Source organism: Parvibaculum sp., from assembly GCF_049651025.1.
In the GTDB taxonomy this organism is placed as follows: domain Bacteria; phylum Pseudomonadota; class Alphaproteobacteria; order Parvibaculales; family Parvibaculaceae; genus Parvibaculum.
Map to the genome: position 1 here is coordinate 65,014 of NZ_JBASBH010000061.1, position 16,959 is coordinate 81,972.

The window sequence follows — 16,959 nt, forward strand, 5'->3', positions numbered from 1 at the left end:
ACTGACCTCCATCCTTATTGGGATTTTTCGCATGACGACCTACTCCGCGAAGCCCGCCGATATCGAGAAGAAGTGGATCGTGATCGACGCCGAAGGCGTCGTCGTTGGCCGTCTCGCGAGCTTTATCGCGAACCGTCTGCGCGGCAAGCATAAGCCGACCTTCACGCCCCATCTCGACGACGGCGACAATGTCATCGTCGTGAACGCAGGCAAAGTCGCGTTCACCGGCAAGAAGTACGAAGACAAGCGCTACTATCGCCACACGGGTTATCCGGGCGGCATCAAGGAAACCTCGCCCAAGCGTATTCTCGAAGGCCGGTTCCCCGAGCGCGTCATCGAACTCGCCGTGAAGCGCATGATTTCGCGCGGTCCGCTGGCTCGCAAGCAGATGGGCAACCTGCACATCTATGCTGGCGCCGAACATCCGCATGAAGCGCAGAAGCCCGAAAAGATCGACTTCGCGTCGTTCAACCGCAAGAACGTGAGGGCCGCATAATGGCGCAGGAAACCCATTCGCTCGAAGATCTGAAGGGCGCTATTGAAGCTGTGGACGCTCCCGAAGAGCGCCAGCCCAAGCTCGACAAGTTCGGCCGCGCCTATGCGACCGGCAAGCGCAAGAACGCTGTTGCGCGCGTCTGGCTGAAGCCGGGTTCGGGCAAGATCATCATCAACGGCCGGGAACTGGAGCGTTATTTCGCTCGCCCCGTGCTGCGCATGATCCTCAACCAGCCGCTCGTTGCGGCTGCCCGTGAGAAGCAGTTTGACATCAACGCAACGGTTGTCGGCGGTGGTCTTTCCGGCCAGGCCGGTGCCATCCGTCACGGCATCTCGCGCGCGCTCACCTATTTCGAGCCCGCTCTGCGCGGCGTCCTCAAGAAAGACGGCTTCCTCACGCGCGACAGCCGTGTGGTTGAACGTAAGAAGTACGGCAAGGCCAAGGCCCGCCGCAGCTTCCAGTTCTCGAAGCGCTGATCGCTTATTGCGGTTACGATCAGGGGCGCTTCGGGAAATCGAAGCGCCCTTTTTCTTTGTTTACTGTTCTGCGCGGAGTGCGAAATGGTCACGAAAGTTTTCATCGACGGCGAAGCAGGCACCACCGGTCTTCAGATCAGGTCGCGCCTCGACACGCGGCGTGACCTTGAGTTCATTCAGCTGACCGAGGCGAACCGCAAGGACGCCAAGGCCCGTAAAGACGCGCTCAACGCCGCCGATATCGTCATTCTCTGCCTGCCTGACGATGCCGCGAAGGAAGCGGCGACGCTGATCGTCAATCCGCATACGCGGGTGATCGATGCTTCGAGCGCGCATCGCGTCTCGCCCGGCTGGGTTTACGGCTTTCCGGAAATGGCGTCGGTACAGCGCAAGATCATCCGCGAAGGAAAGCGGGTGACCAATCCCGGCTGCTATCCGACGGGGGCGATTGCGCTCATCCGCCCGCTCGCGCGTGCAGGCATCGTGCCCGATAGCTGGCCGATCACGATCAACGCCGTGTCGGGCTATTCCGGCGGCGGCAAGCAGATGATTGCCGAATTCGAAGACAAGACCTCATCGACGCATACGGATGATGCCTATCGCATCTATGCGATGGGTCTTGAGCACAAGCATGTGCCCGAGATCGAGCAATACAGCCTTCTCGCGCAGCGCCCGCTATTTGCGCCTGCGGTGGGTCGTTATGCGCAAGGCATGATCGTCGAGGTTCCGCTTCAGCTTTGGGCATTGCCCGGCGCGCCGTCGCTCACGCTTGTGCATGAGACGATTGCGGCTGCCTATGAGGGCGAGCGTTTCGTCAGCGTTGCATCGCTGGAAGAAAGCGCCAGCCTCAAGGGCCTTGATCCCGAAGGCCTCAACGGCACCAACAATATGAAGCTGTTTGTTTTCGGCAGTGAGACGAACAAGCAGGCGCGCCTTGTCGCTCTGCTCGACAATCTCGGTAAGGGCGCCTCAGCGCAGGCCGTTCAGTGCATGAACATCATGCTCGGGCTGGACGAAGGTCTGGGCGTCGATCTCGGCTAGAGCTTCAGCAGGATCACGCCCGCCGCGACAATGGCTGCCGCGATCACGGCGCGTATGCCCAAGCCTTCTTTCAGGATCAGGCCCGAAATCAGTGCGCCGAAAACGACGCTCGTTTCGCGCAAGGCAGCGACCGGCCCGAGCGGCGTGATGCTCATCGCCCAGATGACGAGCCAATAGGCGATGGTCGATATGGCGCCGCCGCCAAGCCCGTAAAGCATGTCGATGCGCGGGCGGAGCAGGGCGGGGCCGCGCCGCCACAACGCGATGGCGGTGATGCTGATGCCATCGAGCGCAAAGAGCCAGACCACATAGGAACTGGCGTTTTCGGCCACGCGCCCGCCCAGCCCGTCATTCAGCGTATAGGCCGCGATGAAAAGCGATGTGCCGAGTGCATAGAGGATCGCGCGCGGATTGGACGGGCCTCTTGCGTGGTTTTTCGTGCGCCAGGCAAGGCTGATGATGCCTGCAAGGATCAGGAAAATGCCAAGCGTCGAAAGCGCGGGCAGCGTCTCGCCGAGAAAGAAAAATCCGACCAGCGTGACGATGGCGGGCGCCGTTCCGCGCGCAAGCGGATAGACCTGCCCCATATCGCCATGCGTATAGGATTTGATCAGGAAGACCTTGTAGCCCGTGTGCAGCGCCAGCGAAAGCAGGATGATTTTCCAGACTTCCCAGCTCGGAAACGGCGCGAAGGGCAGCAGCGGCAACATCAGCAGGCTGCCGCTGCCCGCGACAAAGGCCATCATCGAAAGCCGGTCGGCATTGGATTTCAGAAGCGCATTCCAGATCGCATGCAGCAGCGCGGCGAGGAGAATGAGCAGGGTGATGGAAAGGGACAGGGCGGACTCCGGCGTTCAGCGATGGTCGGCAGACCCTACGCGCTGACGGCCCTGCTGCGTATACGGAATTTTCGGCATGGGCTTTGCGTTTTGCCACTCACTCCACCCAATGGAGTCATCCCGGGACACCGCTGAAAATGTGGCGACGCCGTGAAGCTCAATCGTCCGATTTCACCAGCACATACGATCCCGGCGCGTCTTCCAGAACGGGCAGCTTGCCGTCGCCGGGCACGCGTGCGGGCACCATGGGGCCTGATTTGGGCTTCAACCAGTGTTCCCAATCTGGCCACCATGAGCCGGGATGTTCCTGTGCGCCTTCCAGCCATTCGCTTGCGAGCGCGGGGTGCGCGTCGCTCGTCCAGTACTGATATTTTCGTGCGGCGGGTGGATTGATGACGCCTGCGATATGGCCGGAACCGGCGACGATGAATTTCACCGGGCCGCCAAAGAGCCGCGTTGCCTTGTAGACGGAATTATAAGGCGCGATGTGATCTTCGCGGCTCGACTGGAGATAGACCGGCACCTTGATTTTCGTGAGGTCGAGCACCTTGCCGCCAAGCATCATGCGGCCTTCGGCGAGGTTGTTCTGCAGATAGCATTCGCGCAGATAAAAGAGATGCATCTTCGCGGGCATGCGCGTCGCGTCGGCGTTCCAGTAGAGCAGGTCGAAGGGAACGGGTTCGCGGCCGAGCATGTAGTTATTGACCACGTAGGACCAAATCAGTTCGTTCGAACGCAGCATGTTGAAGGTCGAGGCCATGGCCGAGCCTTCAAGCAAGCCGCCATGCGCTTCCATCTGTTGTTCGAGGCCTGAGATTTGTTCCTCGTCGATGAAGACCTGAAGATCGCCCGCTTCGGTGAAGTCGACCTGCGTTGCAAAGAAGGTCGCCGATTTGATGCGCCCGTCTTTGTTTGCCGCCATATGGGCAAGCGTCGATGCGAGCAGCGTGCCGCCGATGCAATAGCCGATAGCGTTCACGTCTTTTTCGCCGGTCGCCTTCTCGACGGCATCGAGTGCCGCATAGGCGCCTTCGATCATGTAGCTCTCGAAGGATTTCATCGCTCGCTTCGCGTCGGGGTTGACCCAGCTCACGACGAAGACGGTGTAGCCTTGCGCCACGGCCCATTTGACGAAGGATTTTTCCGGCGTCAGATCGAGGATGTAATATTTGTTGATCCAGGGCGGGAAGATCAACAGCGGCCGCTGGTGGACCTTTTCCGTCGTCGGCTCATATTGCAGCAGCTGTATGAGGTCGTTCTGGAAAACGACCTTGCCCGGCGTCAGCGCAATGTTTTCGCCGAGCCTGAAGGCGCTCATGTCGGTCTGCTGGATTTGCAGCTTGCCGTTGCCGCGCTCGACGTCTTCGAGAAAATGCTGCATGCCGAGCACGAGATTTTCGCCATTGGTTTGCAGCGTCGTGCGCAGGACTTCCGGGTTCGTCAGCAGGAAGTTCGACGGCGAAAAAGCATTGGCGAATTGCTTGACGTAAAATTCGGCTTTCTTGCGCGTATGCTCGTCGATGCCTTGCGTGTTGCGCACCTGCTGATCGAGCCATTGGCTCGCAAGCAGATAGGATTGTTTCATCAGATCGAAAATGATGTTGTTCTGCCAGTCGGGGTCCCTGAAGCGCTTGTCGGCGCGGCCGGGTTCGGCGATTGGCGCGGCCTCCTGGCCCATCAGCCGTCGCGTCGTCGATTGCAACAGATTGATATAGCCGTTCCAGAGTTGCGTCTGCGCCTCGATGATTTTTACCGGATTTCTTACGTAGCTCGAGGCGACATTCATCATCGTCTTGCCGATGCGGCGCATGTCGTCGGCTGCCGATCCCAGCGAGCTTGAATCCTCGCCGCCGATCATCAACCGGGCGGCTTTCTGGCCCAGCGTGGCGGCCTGAATGAGATTGAGCGCTATCGCACTCATATCGGGAACGGGATAGGCGGAGCCTTCCGGAGGCATTGTGCCTGCAGCAGTCGCTGCGGCGGCGGCTTTGTCTCCGGTCGATTTTTCCCCGGAGGGCGAACTCTTCCTGCGTGACGACACAGCTTTTCCCTGATCCCGTTTGCCGTAAGTGGCGGCTTGCGCGTGGTTATCGGTTTTGTGTTCGGTCCCTATACTATACGCTCTGGCGCGCCCGCCCATGAAAATGCGATGAATCGCGTTGGCCAGGTGGGCTCACGTCGAAATGTCAGGGAGCAGGGACCTTTATGTCCAGACAGGGATCGGAAGTTGCGCGGAACCGGAGCAATCCGTTGGGGAACGCCATGATCAGGGTCGCCGCTGCTGCCGCGCTCATGGGCGGCATCGCCGCATGCTCGTTGATGCCGGACAGCGTGAGGCCCGGCGCCGTTTATGGTGACACAGCGCCCGCCCAGACGCCTGAGGGCACGACGGGCTTTCCCGCCCTTGCCGATGTGCCCGGCCAGAAGCCCGCATCGACCAGCGCGGCGGACCAGAAAGCCATTGCCGACAGCCTTGCCGCCGATCGCGAGAGCGCCAAGCATACCGATGAAGTTCTGCGCGGCGGCACGGAAGCGCCTGCGCCCGCGCCGCAACTGACCCCGCCCGCACCCCTTCCGGTCATGAAGGATGTGCCCGCCGACGACCCGGATGCCGACAAAACCAGCAACGAGCCGCCCAAGCTTCTGCCCATGCCGGGCAGGGGCGGGCATTCGACGCTTGAAGGTGCCAAGCGCATCCAGACCGCGGCCGTGGACCTGACCAAGAGCGCCGAGGCAGCCGCGCCGGAAGAGCCGAAGGCAAATCCGGATGCTGAACAGCCGGTCAGTGCGGCACCCACCACGCCCGTCGAAGTGAAGCCGACGGTCGATGGCGGGAAGAGCATGTAAGGCCGACAAGTCCGATACCGGCATTTTGTTTTGCCGATTGGAAAATAAGGCGCTGGCGGGGATAAATCCGTCATAATCTTGCCGTGAGTTGACTTGCTATTGGGTTGGCCTGCCGTCCGAGCGGATCGCGGCGGCGCCGCCCGTTTTCTGCCCTTTTGACGTGGCCCGGTTCCCGGATTGGCGCTATAAGGGCGGCGTTACAGGGGGCTTTGCGCCCCGTTTCAGGATCTGGCCATGAGCGAAGAATTCCATCGCATTAAGCGTCTCCCGCCCTACGTGTTTGAGAGCGTCAACAAGCTCAAGGCCAAGGCGCGGGCCGAGGGCAAGGACATCATCGATTTCGGCATGGGCAACCCCGACATGCCGACCCCGCCCCATATCGTGGAAAAGATGATCGAGGCGGTGCGCGACCCGAAGACGCATCGTTATTCGTCGTCGCGTGGCATTCCCGGTTTGCGCCGTGCTCAGGCCGCCTATTACGAGCGCCGTTTCGGTGTGACGCTCAACCCGGAAACGGAAGTCATCGCGACGCTTGGCTCGAAAGAGGGTCTGGCCAATCTCGCCCAGGCGATCACTGCGCCCGGCGACGTGATCCTTTGCCCCAATCCGAGCTATCCGATCCATGCCTTCGGCTTCATCATTTCGGGCGCGGTCATCCGCAGCGTGCCCTTCGAGAGCCAGGCCGGTTTCTTCGACATGCTGGAACGCGGCGTTCGCCATAGCGTGCCCAAGCCCGTGGCGCTCGTCGTCAGCTATCCGTCGAACCCGACGGCGCAGGTCGCCGATCTCGACTTCTATCGCGAGATCGTTGCCTTTGCCGCCAAGCACGATCTCTACATCATTTCCGATCTCGCCTATTCCGAGATTTATTTCGACGGCAATCCGCCGCCGTCGATCCTGCAGGTGCCGGGCGCGCGCGAGCGGGCCGTCGAGTTCACCTCGCTGTCCAAGACCTATGCGATGCCCGGTTGGCGCATGGGCTTTGCGGTCGGCAACGAGCGTCTCATCAACGCGCTTGGCCGCGTGAAGTCCTATCTCGATTACGGCGCGTTCACGCCCATTCAGGTTGCGGCCACCGCAGCCCTGAACGGCCCGCAGGATTGCGTCGAGGAAATTCGCCAGACCTACAAGAGCCGCCGCGACGTGCTGGTCGACAGCATGGCCCGTTCAGGCTGGGATATTCCGAGCCCGCCGGCCTCGATGTTTGCCTGGTCGCCGATCCCGGAAAAGTTCCGCCACATCGGTTCGCTCGGTTTTTCGACATTGCTGCTGGAGCAGGCAGACGTCGCCGTCGCGCCGGGCATCGGCTTTGGCGAATATGGCGATGGCCATGTGCGTATCGGCCTTGTCGAGAACGAGCAGCGCATCCGTCAGGCTGCGCGCGGCGTGAAGCGCATGATGCAGCACGCCGATCAGATCCTTGCTGAATACGAAGAACGCGTCGGCATCAAAGGAAACGTCGTTCCTCACCCCAATACGACGAGAGCGGGCCGCACGTGAACAAACCTCTTCGGATCGGCGTAGCTGGCCTCGGCACTGTCGGCGTCGGCGTCGTCAAAATTTTGGCCGAGCGTCGCGAATTTCTCGCTGCCGCTTCTGGCCGCTCAATCGAGATTGCCGCCGTCAGCGCGCGCGACGCGAAGAAGGATCGTGGCATCGATCTGAACGGCGTGCGCTGGGAAACTGATGCGCGCGCGCTCGCATCCGCGCCTGACGTCGATGTCGTCGTCGAGTTGATCGGCGGCGCGGACGGCGTTGCGCGTGAGCTTGTCGAGATGGCGCTCTCGAACGGCAAGCATGTCGTCACGGCGAACAAGGCATTGATTGCCCAGCACGGCGTCGCGCTTGCGCGTGTCGCCGAGCAGCGCGGCGTGGCGCTGAATTACGAAGCAGCCGTTGCCGGTGGCATTCCGATCGTGAAGGCTCTGCGCGAAGGGCTTGCGGCCAACGAGATTGCCAGCGTCGTCGGCATTCTCAACGGCACCTGCAACTACATCCTGACCGAGATGGAAGCGACGGGCCGCGATTTCGCGGAGGTGCTGAAGGAAGCTCAGGCGCTTGGCTATGCCGAAGCCGATCCGACCTTCGACGTTGGCGGCATCGACACGGCGCATAAGCTCGCCATCCTTGCGAGCCTCGCTTTCGGGCGCGAAGTCGATTTCGACAATGTGCAGATCGAAGGCATCGAGAAGATCACCGCGACGGACATCAAGTTCGCCAAGGAGTTCGGCTACAAGATCAAGTTGCTCGGCATCGCGACGCGCGGCGTCGATGGCATCGCGCAGCGCGTGCATCCGGCTCTCGTGCCGGACGGCTCGCCGCTCGGCGCTGTGTCGGGCGTGTTCAATGCGGTGGCTGTGCGCGGCGATCGCGTCGGGCTTCTCGTGCTTGAAGGGCGCGGCGCAGGCGAGGGGCCGACCGCATCGGCTGTGCTCTCCGATCTCATCGACATTGCGCGCGGTCTCGTCATGCCGCCCTTCATCGTGCCGACGAGCCATCTGAAGGCGCCTGCCAAAGAGGCCAATGGTGGGCATGATAGCGCTTACTATCTGCGCTTCAGTGCCATAGACCGTGCGGGCAGCATGGCCGACATCACGCGCGCGCTGGCGCAAGGCTCGGTGTCGATCGAGCGCATCGTGCAACGCGGCGAACGCAAGGAAGGCGAAACGGGCCGCATGCCTGTCGTCTTCGTCACTCATGCAACCGACGAAGGTTCGATGCGCGCCGCGCTCAAACATTTGTCGCAGATAGAAGAAGTGGCGGGCAAACCGCTCGTGATCCGCATCGAAGACGGCGAATCACGTTAATCAGGCTGAACACGTCCGACGAGGAAAAGATCGATGGTTGAGAAGACGGGGCTGAGCAGGATGCTGACGCTGGAGGTGACGCGTGTCACCGAGCGAGCGGCGATACTTTCTTCCTTGCTCGCGGGGCGCGGCGATGAAAAGGCAGCCGACCAGGCGGCCGTCGACGCGATGCGCACGGAACTCAACCGGCTCGACATTGACGGCACCATCGTCATCGGCGAAGGCGAACGCGACGAAGCGCCGATGCTTTACATCGGCGAGAAGGTCGGCACCGGCAAGGGGCCGAAAGTCGACATTGCTCTCGATCCGCTCGAAGGCACGACGCTTTGCGCCAAGGCTATGGCGAATTCGCTCGCCGTGCTCGCCATGGCCGAAGGCGGCAGCCTGCTGCACGCGCCCGACACCTATATGGACAAGATCGCCATTGGCGGCGGCTATCCCGAAGGCATCGTCGATCTCGACGCGAAGCCCGGCGACAACATCCGTGCGCTGGCGAAAGCCAAAGGCGTCGACGTTTCGCAGATCACCGCCTGCATCCTCGACCGGCCGCGCCATGCCGAGCTGATCCGCGCCGTGCGCGAGACTGGGGCGCGCGTGACGCTCATCACTGACGGCGACATTGCGGGCGTCATCAACACGACCGACCCGACGACGGGCGTCGACATCTATATGGGCGTCGGCGGCGCGCCGGAAGGCGTGCTTGCGGCGGCGGCATTGCGCTGCATCGGCGGCCAGATGCAGGGTCGTCTCGTCACGTCGAGCGATGAGCAGAAGGCTCGCGCGGCGAAAATGGGCGTGACGGATTTCAACAAGAAATTCAGCATGGAAGAAATGGCCTCGGGCGACGTGATCTTCGCGGCGACCGGCGTCACCGACGGCAATATGCTTGAAGGCATCCGCTATGTGCGCGGCGGCTTCACGACGCATTCCGTCGTCATGCGTTCCAAGACTGGCACCGTTCGCTGGATCAAGGCGATGCATCCGACGATGCAGAAGTTCAGGGAATAAGGCAGCACGGTTTGGGCGAGGCATCGCGGCATTTTCTGGGCGTTGAGCGGTCGCTGACCGGCCGGGCCTGGGTCAGCCGTCTCGCCGACGATCGGCTCGCGCTTGCCATTTCGCAGCGCGAGGGCTTGCCGGAAATCATTGGCCGCGTCCTTGCCGGGCGCGGCATCGCGCCTGAGGACGTCGCCGCCTATCTCGCGCCGAGCCTCAAGACGCTGCTGCCGGACCCCTCGTCGCTTCTCGACATGGACAAGGCGGCAAACCGCATTGCGCAAGCCATCATGTCGTCGGAGAAAGTTGCGGTCTTCGGCGACTATGACGTCGACGGCGCGACGTCGAGCGCTGTGCTGCAGCGCTTTTTCCGCGCGGTCGGCAGCGATCTGCGCATCTACATCCCCGACCGTATCCGCGAAGGCTATGGGCCCAATGCGCCCGCGCTGATGACGCTGCGCGATGAGGGCATCAAGCTCATCATCACCGTCGATTGCGGAACCATGGCGCACAGGGTTCTCGGCGTCGCGCAGGATGCCGGGCTTGAGATCGTCGTCATCGACCATCATCAGGCCGAGCCTGCCTTGCCGCCTGCCTTCGCGCTCGTCAATCCGAACCGTCTCGACGACACAAGCGGGCAGGGCACTCTTGCCGCCGTCGGCGTCGCATTTCTTTTTATCGTCGCGATCAATCGCTTCCTGCGCGATGGCGGCTGGTATCGGACGCATGACGAGCCCGATCTTCTCTCGTTGCTCGACCTCGTCGCGCTCGGCACGGTTTGCGACGTGGTGCCGCTCACCGGCCTCAATCGCGCATTCGTGTCGCAGGGGCTTCGCGTCCTCGCGCGGCGGCGGAACATCGGCCTTGCGGCGCTTGGCGATGTGGCGCGGCTTGAGGGTGTGCCCGGTGCCTATCACCTCGGCTTTCTTCTCGGCCCCCGCGTCAATGCAGGCGGTCGCGTCGGGCGCTCCGATCTCGGCGCGCGTCTGCTGACGACCAGCGACGCAGAGGAGGCAAGCGCCATCGCCCTTGAGCTCGACGTGCTGAACAAGGAGCGACAGGCGATCGAAGCGCAGGTGCTTGAAGAGGCGCTGCAACAGGTCGATCTCGCGCTCGGCGCAACGCGCCGCAATTCGCCGCCGCCGCTTATCGTCGCTTTCGCAAAGGGTTGGCATCCGGGCGTCATCGGCATCGTCGCCGCGCGCCTGAAGGAGCGCTATGAGCGCCCGGCCATCGTCGTCGCCTTCGACAATAAGGGCGAGGGCAAAGGCTCCGGCCGTTCCATTCAAGGCGTCGATCTTGGCCGCGCCGTCACGGCGGCGCTCGAAGCGGGCCATCTCGTCAATGGCGGCGGTCATGCCATGGCGGCCGGTTTGACGATCCGCGAGGACAAGCTCGAGGCGCTTGTCGCTTTCCTCGAAGCGCGGATGAGCGTTGAGGTCAGCGCCGCATCCGAATCACGTGCGCTGCGCCTCGACGGGGCGCTGGCGGCGCGTGGCGCCAGCCGCGAGCTTTACGAAATGCTGGAACAGGCAGGCCCATATGGTTCGGGAAATCCCGAACCGCGCTTTGCCGTTCCCTCCATGCGGGTCGCTCACGCCGATATCGTCGGTAAGGGCCATGTTCGCTGCATGCTGACGGGTGAAGACGGCGCACGCCTCAAAGCCATCGCTTTCCGCGCCGCAGAGACGCCGCTAGGCCAGGCTTTGCTCGATCGGGGCACCGGTTTGATCCACGTCGCAGGCCGTCTCAAGGCCGATGATTGGCAGGGACGGCGCGGTATTCAGCTCACGATTGAGGATGCAGTCGCAACTCGGGACGCAGTTCCGTAAAAAGGCTCCACAAACTGGCTTAATCGGTCTTGTCAGAGTCGCTTCGGGCCCTTATAAGCCCGGTCAGTGGCCTTCGGGTCCAGCGCTTTGTGCGCCCTTCGTCTATCGGTTAGGACGCCAGATTTTCATTCTGGAAAGAGGGGTTCGACTCCCCTAGGGCGTACCACTTTCCCCGCCATTGGCGGGAAGGCGCGGGCCGGACATCCGGCTATCAATTTCCCAGCTCTGTTCTTTCTGTCATTCGCGATTGCGGGAAGGCTTTGCCATGCGTATCGAACGCGACAACTTTCATATTTTCACCGGCGGGCCGGGTTCGGGCAAAACCAGCGTCATCGAGGCGCTGCGCGCTCATGGGCATGTCTGCGTTGCCGAGGTCGGCCGCCAGATCATTCAAGAGCAGATCGCCATAGGCGGCGATGCGCTCCACACAGCCGATGCGGTCAAGTTTCGCGATCTGATACTGTCGCGCTCCATCTATACCTACAATCAGGTACAGGAACGCGAAGCGCCGGTCTTTTTCGACCGGGGTATCCCTGAACTCGTCGGTTACGGCGACCTGATCGGGGCCGACACGCCTGCCTATATCCACAAAGCCGCCGATTTATTTCGCTACAATAAAAGAGTATTTATCATGCCTCCCTGGGCTGAAATTTATGCTCAGGATGACGAGCGCAAGCAGGACTTTGCCGAAGCCGTCGCCACCTACCGCTTTGCGGCGGAAATCTACCCGAAACTGGGTTACGAACTTGTCGAAGTGCCGAAGTTTTCCGTCTCCGGCAGAGTGGATTTCGTTCTGGCTTCCATCGGATCGAAACCGGAAATCTGATCGAGGATCTTGAATGATGACGACCGCTCCGATGACTGCCAGCGAACTTCCCTTGGAGCGCATCGGGCGCGGCAAGGTGCGCGACATTTATGCAGTCGATGCCGAGCGCGTGCTGCTCGTTGCGACAGATCGCGTGAGCGCCTTTGACGTGGTGATGAATGAGGCCGTGCCGTTCAAGGGCGCTGTGCTGACGCAGATCAGCGCCTGGTGGTTCCGCCAGATGGAAGACGTGACGGCCCATCACATGCTGGCGGCCAGCGCCGCCGAGATCGTTGCCGCCGTGCCCGCGCTCGCCGGTCATGAGCGCGCCATTGCGGGCCGCGCCATGCTGTGCCGCCGCGCCACGGTCTTTCCGATCGAATGTGTGATCCGCGGCTATCTTTCCGGTTCCGCATGGAAGGAATATGCGGCGAGCGGCACACTTGCAGGTGAGCCGCTGCCCAAGGGTTTGCGCGAAAGCGACAGGCTGTCGCCCGCGATTTTCAGCCCGGCGCACAAGGCCGAAACCGGGCATGATGAAAACATCACCATATCGCGCATGCGCGAAACGGTCGGCGCGGAAGCGACGGCGGATCTTGAGCGGTTGACGCGCGCCGTCTATGAGCGCGGCCGCGCCGTTACCGAGACGCGCGGCATCATCATCGCCGATACGAAGTTCGAATTCGGCCGCGCCTCCGATGGCAGCATCATTCTGATCGACGAAGTGATGACGCCGGACAGTTCGCGCTTCTGGCCCGCGGATCAATATGCGCCGGGCCGCACGCAGCCGAGCTTCGACAAGCAGCCATTGCGCGACTATCTCGAAGGCTTGAAGAAGGCAGGGCGCTGGAATGGCGAAGCGCCGCCGCCGCCTTTGCCGTCTGAAGTCGTGGCGGAAACCAGCGCGCGTTATCTCGACGCGTTCAAGCGCGTGACAGGCGCGGCGCTCGATACAGCGTCATACGGCTGATCGCTGTCATCTGCGTTATTGCATCGTGACGCCTTGTTGCGATGCCGGAGAATTGGACTAGGCTCTTCTCATCCGCAAATGAGGAGACATTTCCCATGATCGACTTGTATTACTGGCCTACGCCGAACGGCAGGAAGGTCACGATCCTGCTTGAGGAAACGGGTTTGCCCTACAGGGTCGTGCCCCTTAATATCGGACGCGGCGATCAGTTCACGGAAGAATTCCTGAAGCTCAATCCGAACCATCGCATGCCCGCGATCGTCGACCATGATCCGACTGGCGGCGGCGCGCCCATCGGCATTTTCGAGTCCGGCGCGATCATGATGTATCTCGCCGAGAAGGCCGGAAAGTTCTGGCCGCAAACGCTGCGCGAGAAATATGAAGTGACCCAGTGGGTCATCTGGCAGATGGCAAATCAGGGGCCGAAGCTTGGCGAGTGCGGGCATTTCCGCCGCCTCGGCGACACTCAGGGCGACCAGTCCTATGCGGTTCGGCGTTTCACAGACGAGGCGAACCGTCTCTACGGCGTTCTCAACAATCGCCTTTACGACCGTCGCTATATTGCAGGCGACGAATATTCCATCGCAGACATGATCTCCTATCCCTGGTCCGTCGGCTGGAAGGCGCAGGGGCAGGACATTTCGGAGTTCAAATATTTCAAGCGCTGGTTCGATGAGATGCGCGCGCGTCCTGCCGTCGAGCGTGGCATGGCGGTGGGCGCCGATCTGTCGGACGATCCGGCGAAGCTGCCGCCCGAGGAGCTGGAGCGCCGCAAGAAAATTCTCTACAACCAGCGCGCACGGCCCGCGCCTGAGAAATAGCCTCAGAGCATCCGCTTCAGCAGTTCGAGCGCGAACTCGACGCTCTTCATGCGGATTTCTTCGCGGCCTATATCGCCGAAGCGCTGCATCTCGTGGATAATTCTGCGTCCACGGCGTGCGGCGCCGAAGTGAACGAGACCGACCGGCTTCAGCGCCGTGCCGCCGCCGGGACCGGCAACGCCCGTGACCGACACGGAAATCTGCGCGCGTGAATTGTTGAGCGCGCCTTCGGCCATGGCGCGCGCCACCGGCTCGCTGACTGCGCCGAAATCCGCAATCAGGTCGCCGGGCACGCCGAGCGAATCCCGTTTGGCTTCATTGGAATAGGTGACGAAGCCGCGCTCCACGACATCGGAGGAGCCGGGTATTTCCGTGAGCAGCGCGGCGATGAGGCCGCCCGTGCAGGATTCCGCCGTCGCGATCTTGACCTTTGCATCGCGACAATCGGCGAGCAGAAGCTCGGCGCGTTGTACCAGCGGACGGGGAAATATCGACATCAGAAGCCCTCGACGAATTTGCGCAAGACAAGCAGCACCATCATTGCATAGGCGGCGGCGATTATGTCGTCGAACATGATGCCGAAGCCGCCCTTGATCTTGCGGTCGGCGAGGCTCACCGGCCAGGGCTTCAGCACATCGAAGATACGAAAGCTGACAAAAGCCGCAGCCCATGCGAGCGGCGTCACCGGCATCATGGCCAGCACCAGCCATTGCGCGGCCACTTCATCGATCACCACTTGCGACGGATCGGGGCGACCCGCGGCTTGCGCATAGCGTCCCGCCGCCCATGTGCCCAGGGCGAAAGCAATGCAGGCCGCAACGACAAGCGCCAATGCGCCACCGAAATGCGCAATGAGCAGCGCGGGCGGCAATGCGGCAAGCGAGCCCCATGTGCCCGGCGCTTTCGGCAGAAGGCCGGAGCCGAACCATGTGGCGATGAGTGCGACCGGATCGCGAAGGCGCAGAGATGCGGGGAGCGGGGCGAGCCACGCCATCAGCGGAAACTGAGCGTCGCGAGCGCTTGCGCGGCGAGCCCCTCGCTGCGGCCTGTAAAGCCAAGCCCTTCGGTCGTCGTCGCCTTGATGCTGACGCGATCCATGTTCAGGTCGAGAATATCGGCAACGCGCGCGCGCATGGCTTCGCGCTGCGGTCCGATTTTAGGACGTTCACAGATGAATGTGACGTCGACATGGACGATGCGCGCGCCCGCGTCTCGCGCGAGTTTTGCGGCATGGGCTAGAAAGCGGTCCGACGACGCGCCCTTCCATTGCGGATCGCTTGGCGGGAAATGTTGCCCGATATCGCCTTGGCCGAGCGCGCCCAGTATCGCGTCGGTCAGCGCGTGCAATCCCACATCGGCATCGGAATGGCCGACAAGCCCATGCGTATGCGGCACCGGCACACCGCAAAGCATGACGTGATCGCCGGGTCCGAAGCGATGGACGTCATAGCCGGACCCCGTGCGCGTCTCGCCGCCGTTCATCAGAAGCCGTTCGGCGCGCGCAAGATCGTCGGCGCTGGTGATCTTCATATTGGCCTCGTCCCCCTCGATCATCGCGACCGGGATGCCAGCGCTTGCGGCGACTGCCACATCGTCTGTCAGTTCTGCGCCCGCCGCCTTGCGATGCGCGTCGAGAATAGCCGCAAAATGAAATGCCTGCGGCGTCTGCGCGCGCCACAGCCCGTCACGCGGTATCGTTTCGCCCGCAAACCCGTCGCTTGCGCGCCGCACCGTATCGGTGATCGGCAATGCGACCAGCGCGCCCGCATGTGCATCAAGCGCCTCGATGCTGCGCGAGATGATGCCGGGGCTGACCAGCGGCCGCGCGCCGTCATGGATGAGCACGCGTGACGGTTTCAGCGTTTCCAGCATTTCAAGGCCGAGGCGAACGGAAGCCTGCCGCGTTGCGCCGCCAAGACATAGGGGTGCGAGTTTCGGCAATCCCGCCGCCGCCGCTTCATAAGCCTCGCGGTCGTCTGGATGGATCACGGCCAGCACAATGTCGATGCCCGGATGCGTTGCGAATGCGGCCAGCGCTCGGCGCAGCACGGGCTCGCCCGCTAGCATCCGGTATTGCTTCGGCCCGCCCGGCCCGGCGCGTGTGCCCCGGCCGGCGGCGACTATGAGTGCCGCGACAGTCATATAAAGGTCTGTCGCATTCGGAGCGGGCGGGCGCAAGCCGAAACGGCTGCGGGCGGGGTTAAATCAGCGCTGGCCGGTGGGAGAAACCAGAAAAATATAGTCGCTGAGTTCGAGCCTGATCCTGCCGAAGCTGGCGATGCGGCAGGCGGCAATCGTCAGATCATAAAGCCTGCCGACAAAGGGGCTTTTCCTCCGCAGCGCCGCCCGGCGCGACGACTCGTAATAGATGAGCGCGGTCGCATCGCCGCTTTCCGATATGGCCACGCGCCGAAGCTGCTCAGGGTACATCGAATAGCGCATGAAAGTCGGGAAGGGCGGATAGCCCGGCTGTCCTGCCATTGTCAGCTTGAACAGGTGCCGCAACACCAGAACGTGGAACCAATGCGGCGTGAACTTCGTAATCATGCCGGACAGGGAATTCGGATTGGGCGCCGCCACGACAATCAATCCGCCCGGTTTGATCGCATTGAGGAAATTGGCGAAGACCAGCGCCGGATCGTCGAGATGCTCGAGCACATCCCAGCAAATGATGAGGTCGTAGCCTCGCGCGGGCAGTTTCTCGGTATGCAAATCGCCCAAAATCTTGTGCGCCGCATAGGTGTTCCGCTCAAGCTGCTCGCGCGAAATGTCGATCACGGTCACAACGGCATCATCATCGAGGTCGACCCGGCTCAGCGACCCGCCGCCCGCTTCGAGAACGGAGATCCCTCGCCTGTTTCCAAATTGCCGGGCGATGATGGCGCTCATCCGGGCCTTGGCTTCATCCACGCCGTCGCAAATGACGGGGGTTGACCTCGGCTCGATCAGGCCGGAAGAAAACAATATGTCGCTCATCAGGCCCCGCCTTCGCTACATCCGCCGCGTCGATCTAAAACAGATCAAAGGAT

Annotated in this window: 17 protein-coding genes and 1 tRNA gene; 12 read left to right on the forward strand and 6 right to left on the reverse strand. The window is 62.1% G+C overall.

Translation table 11 applies throughout. The features are described from left to right. Positions 1-31: 31 nt before the first annotated feature. From rplM to argC, 3 genes are read left to right on the forward strand one after another with little or no spacing between them, the layout of a single operon-like run. Positions 32-496, forward strand: coding sequence for a 50S ribosomal protein L13 (gene rplM, locus WA943_RS08085; protein ID WP_424469351.1), 465 nt, complete (start codon positions 32-34; stop codon positions 494-496). Beyond that, positions 496-972: a 30S ribosomal protein S9 gene (gene rpsI, locus WA943_RS08090; protein ID WP_424469352.1), complete on the forward strand. Its 477-nt coding sequence runs from the start codon at positions 496-498 to the stop codon at positions 970-972. The genes rplM and rpsI overlap by 1 nt, the downstream gene beginning before the upstream one ends. An 18-nt stretch (positions 973-990) precedes the next feature. Further along, complete coding sequence (gene argC, locus WA943_RS08095) at positions 991-2,013, forward strand: N-acetyl-gamma-glutamyl-phosphate reductase (protein ID WP_424469412.1); 1,023 nt, start codon at positions 991-993, stop codon at positions 2,011-2,013. Here the strand turns inward: argC and WA943_RS08100 are convergent. Together WA943_RS08100 and phaC are read right to left on the reverse strand one after the other, a co-directional pair. Beyond that, on the reverse strand, positions 2,010-2,852 hold the full coding sequence (locus WA943_RS08100; protein WP_424469413.1) for an EamA family transporter: 843 nt from the start codon (positions 2,850-2,852) through the stop codon (positions 2,010-2,012). The genes argC and WA943_RS08100 overlap by 4 nt on opposite strands. Before the next feature lie 157 nt (positions 2,853-3,009). Then, the gene (phaC, locus tag WA943_RS08105; protein ID WP_424469353.1) at positions 3,010-4,809 is read right to left on the reverse strand and encodes a class I poly(R)-hydroxyalkanoic acid synthase; all 1,800 of its coding nucleotides are present in this window, start codon (positions 4,807-4,809) and stop codon (positions 3,010-3,012) included. 305 nt (positions 4,810-5,114) lie between these two features. Between phaC and WA943_RS08110 the strand changes: the two genes are divergently transcribed. The 9 genes from WA943_RS08110 (at position 5,115) to WA943_RS08150 (ending at position 13,930) form a co-directional block, all read left to right on the forward strand. Beyond that, positions 5,115-5,699 carry a hypothetical protein gene (locus tag WA943_RS08110; protein WP_424469354.1) on the forward strand — a complete coding sequence of 195 codons (585 nt, stop codon included), beginning with the start codon at positions 5,115-5,117 and terminating at the stop codon, positions 5,697-5,699. 234 nt (positions 5,700-5,933) lie between these two features. Next, positions 5,934-7,199: an LL-diaminopimelate aminotransferase gene (locus WA943_RS08115; RefSeq protein WP_424469355.1), complete on the forward strand. Its 1,266-nt coding sequence runs from the start codon at positions 5,934-5,936 to the stop codon at positions 7,197-7,199. After that, complete coding sequence (locus WA943_RS08120) at positions 7,196-8,506, forward strand: homoserine dehydrogenase (protein WP_424469356.1); 1,311 nt, start codon at positions 7,196-7,198, stop codon at positions 8,504-8,506. The genes WA943_RS08115 and WA943_RS08120 overlap by 4 nt, the downstream gene beginning before the upstream one ends. A 33-nt stretch (positions 8,507-8,539) precedes the next feature. Beyond that, positions 8,540-9,514 carry a class II fructose-bisphosphatase gene (gene glpX, locus WA943_RS08125; protein WP_424469357.1) on the forward strand — a complete coding sequence of 325 codons (975 nt, stop codon included), beginning with the start codon at positions 8,540-8,542 and terminating at the stop codon, positions 9,512-9,514. Positions 9,515-9,525: 11 nt separating this feature from the next. Beyond that, positions 9,526-11,334 (forward strand): single-stranded-DNA-specific exonuclease RecJ, encoded by a 1,809-nt coding sequence (recJ, locus tag WA943_RS08130; protein ID WP_424469358.1) that lies wholly within the window; start codon positions 9,526-9,528, stop codon positions 11,332-11,334. A 91-nt stretch (positions 11,335-11,425) separates the two neighbouring features. Further along, positions 11,426-11,500, forward strand: a tRNA-Glu gene (locus WA943_RS08135). 99 nt (positions 11,501-11,599) lie between these two features. Continuing rightward, the gene (locus tag WA943_RS08140; RefSeq protein ID WP_424469359.1) at positions 11,600-12,160 is read left to right on the forward strand and encodes an AAA family ATPase; all 561 of its coding nucleotides are present in this window, start codon (positions 11,600-11,602) and stop codon (positions 12,158-12,160) included. A 16-nt stretch (positions 12,161-12,176) separates the two neighbouring features. Continuing rightward, positions 12,177-13,109, forward strand: a complete 933-nt coding sequence (locus WA943_RS08145; RefSeq protein ID WP_424469414.1) for a phosphoribosylaminoimidazolesuccinocarboxamide synthase — start codon at positions 12,177-12,179, stop codon at positions 13,107-13,109. A gap of 95 nt (positions 13,110-13,204) precedes the next feature. After that, positions 13,205-13,930 (forward strand): glutathione S-transferase N-terminal domain-containing protein, encoded by a 726-nt coding sequence (locus WA943_RS08150; protein WP_424469360.1) that lies wholly within the window; start codon positions 13,205-13,207, stop codon positions 13,928-13,930. A gap of 2 nt (positions 13,931-13,932) precedes the next feature. Here WA943_RS08150 and WA943_RS08155 read toward each other — a convergent pair whose 3' ends face one another. From WA943_RS08155 to WA943_RS08170, 4 genes are all read right to left on the reverse strand, one after another. Next, positions 13,933-14,427 (reverse strand): CinA family protein, encoded by a 495-nt coding sequence (locus WA943_RS08155; protein WP_424469361.1) that lies wholly within the window; start codon positions 14,425-14,427, stop codon positions 13,933-13,935. Continuing rightward, the gene (locus WA943_RS08160) at positions 14,427-14,924 is read right to left on the reverse strand and encodes a phosphatidylglycerophosphatase A family protein (protein WP_424469362.1); all 498 of its coding nucleotides are present in this window, start codon (positions 14,922-14,924) and stop codon (positions 14,427-14,429) included. The genes WA943_RS08155 and WA943_RS08160 overlap by 1 nt, the downstream gene beginning before the upstream one ends. Then, positions 14,924-16,072 (reverse strand): bifunctional 2-C-methyl-D-erythritol 4-phosphate cytidylyltransferase/2-C-methyl-D-erythritol 2,4-cyclodiphosphate synthase, encoded by a 1,149-nt coding sequence (locus tag WA943_RS08165; protein WP_424469363.1) that lies wholly within the window; start codon positions 16,070-16,072, stop codon positions 14,924-14,926. Before WA943_RS08165 ends, WA943_RS08160 begins: the two co-directional genes overlap by 1 nt. Before the next feature lie 63 nt (positions 16,073-16,135). Continuing rightward, positions 16,136-16,906, reverse strand: coding sequence for a class I SAM-dependent methyltransferase (locus WA943_RS08170; protein WP_424469364.1), 771 nt, complete (start codon positions 16,904-16,906; stop codon positions 16,136-16,138). Positions 16,907-16,959: the final 53 nt, after the last annotated feature.

Bases quoted from the DNA above. Each gene is read 5' to 3' on its own strand.
- rplM (WP_424469351.1), top strand. From the start codon at position 32: ATGACGACCTACTCCGCGAAGCCCGCCGATATCGAGAAGAAGTGGATC.
- rpsI (WP_424469352.1), top strand. From the start codon at position 496: ATGGCGCAGGAAACCCATTCGCTCGAAGATCTGAAGGGCGCTATTGAA.
- phaC (WP_424469353.1), bottom strand. From the start codon at position 4,809: ATGCCTCCGGAAGGCTCCGCCTATCCCGTTCCCGATATGAGTGCGATA.
- WA943_RS08110 (WP_424469354.1), top strand. From the start codon at position 5,115: ATGATCAGGGTCGCCGCTGCTGCCGCGCTCATGGGCGGCATCGCCGCA.
- WA943_RS08115 (WP_424469355.1), top strand. From the start codon at position 5,934: ATGAGCGAAGAATTCCATCGCATTAAGCGTCTCCCGCCCTACGTGTTT.
- glpX (WP_424469357.1), top strand. From the start codon at position 8,540: ATGGTTGAGAAGACGGGGCTGAGCAGGATGCTGACGCTGGAGGTGACG.
- WA943_RS08140 (WP_424469359.1), top strand. From the start codon at position 11,600: ATGCGTATCGAACGCGACAACTTTCATATTTTCACCGGCGGGCCGGGT.
- WA943_RS08145 (WP_424469414.1), top strand. From the start codon at position 12,177: ATGACGACCGCTCCGATGACTGCCAGCGAACTTCCCTTGGAGCGCATC.
- WA943_RS08150 (WP_424469360.1), top strand. From the start codon at position 13,205: ATGATCGACTTGTATTACTGGCCTACGCCGAACGGCAGGAAGGTCACG.
- WA943_RS08155 (WP_424469361.1), bottom strand. From the start codon at position 14,427: ATGTCGATATTTCCCCGTCCGCTGGTACAACGCGCCGAGCTTCTGCTC.
- WA943_RS08160 (WP_424469362.1), bottom strand. From the start codon at position 14,924: ATGGCGTGGCTCGCCCCGCTCCCCGCATCTCTGCGCCTTCGCGATCCG.
- WA943_RS08165 (WP_424469363.1), bottom strand. From the start codon at position 16,072: ATGACTGTCGCGGCACTCATAGTCGCCGCCGGCCGGGGCACACGCGCC.
- WA943_RS08170 (WP_424469364.1), bottom strand. From the start codon at position 16,906: ATGAGCGACATATTGTTTTCTTCCGGCCTGATCGAGCCGAGGTCAACC.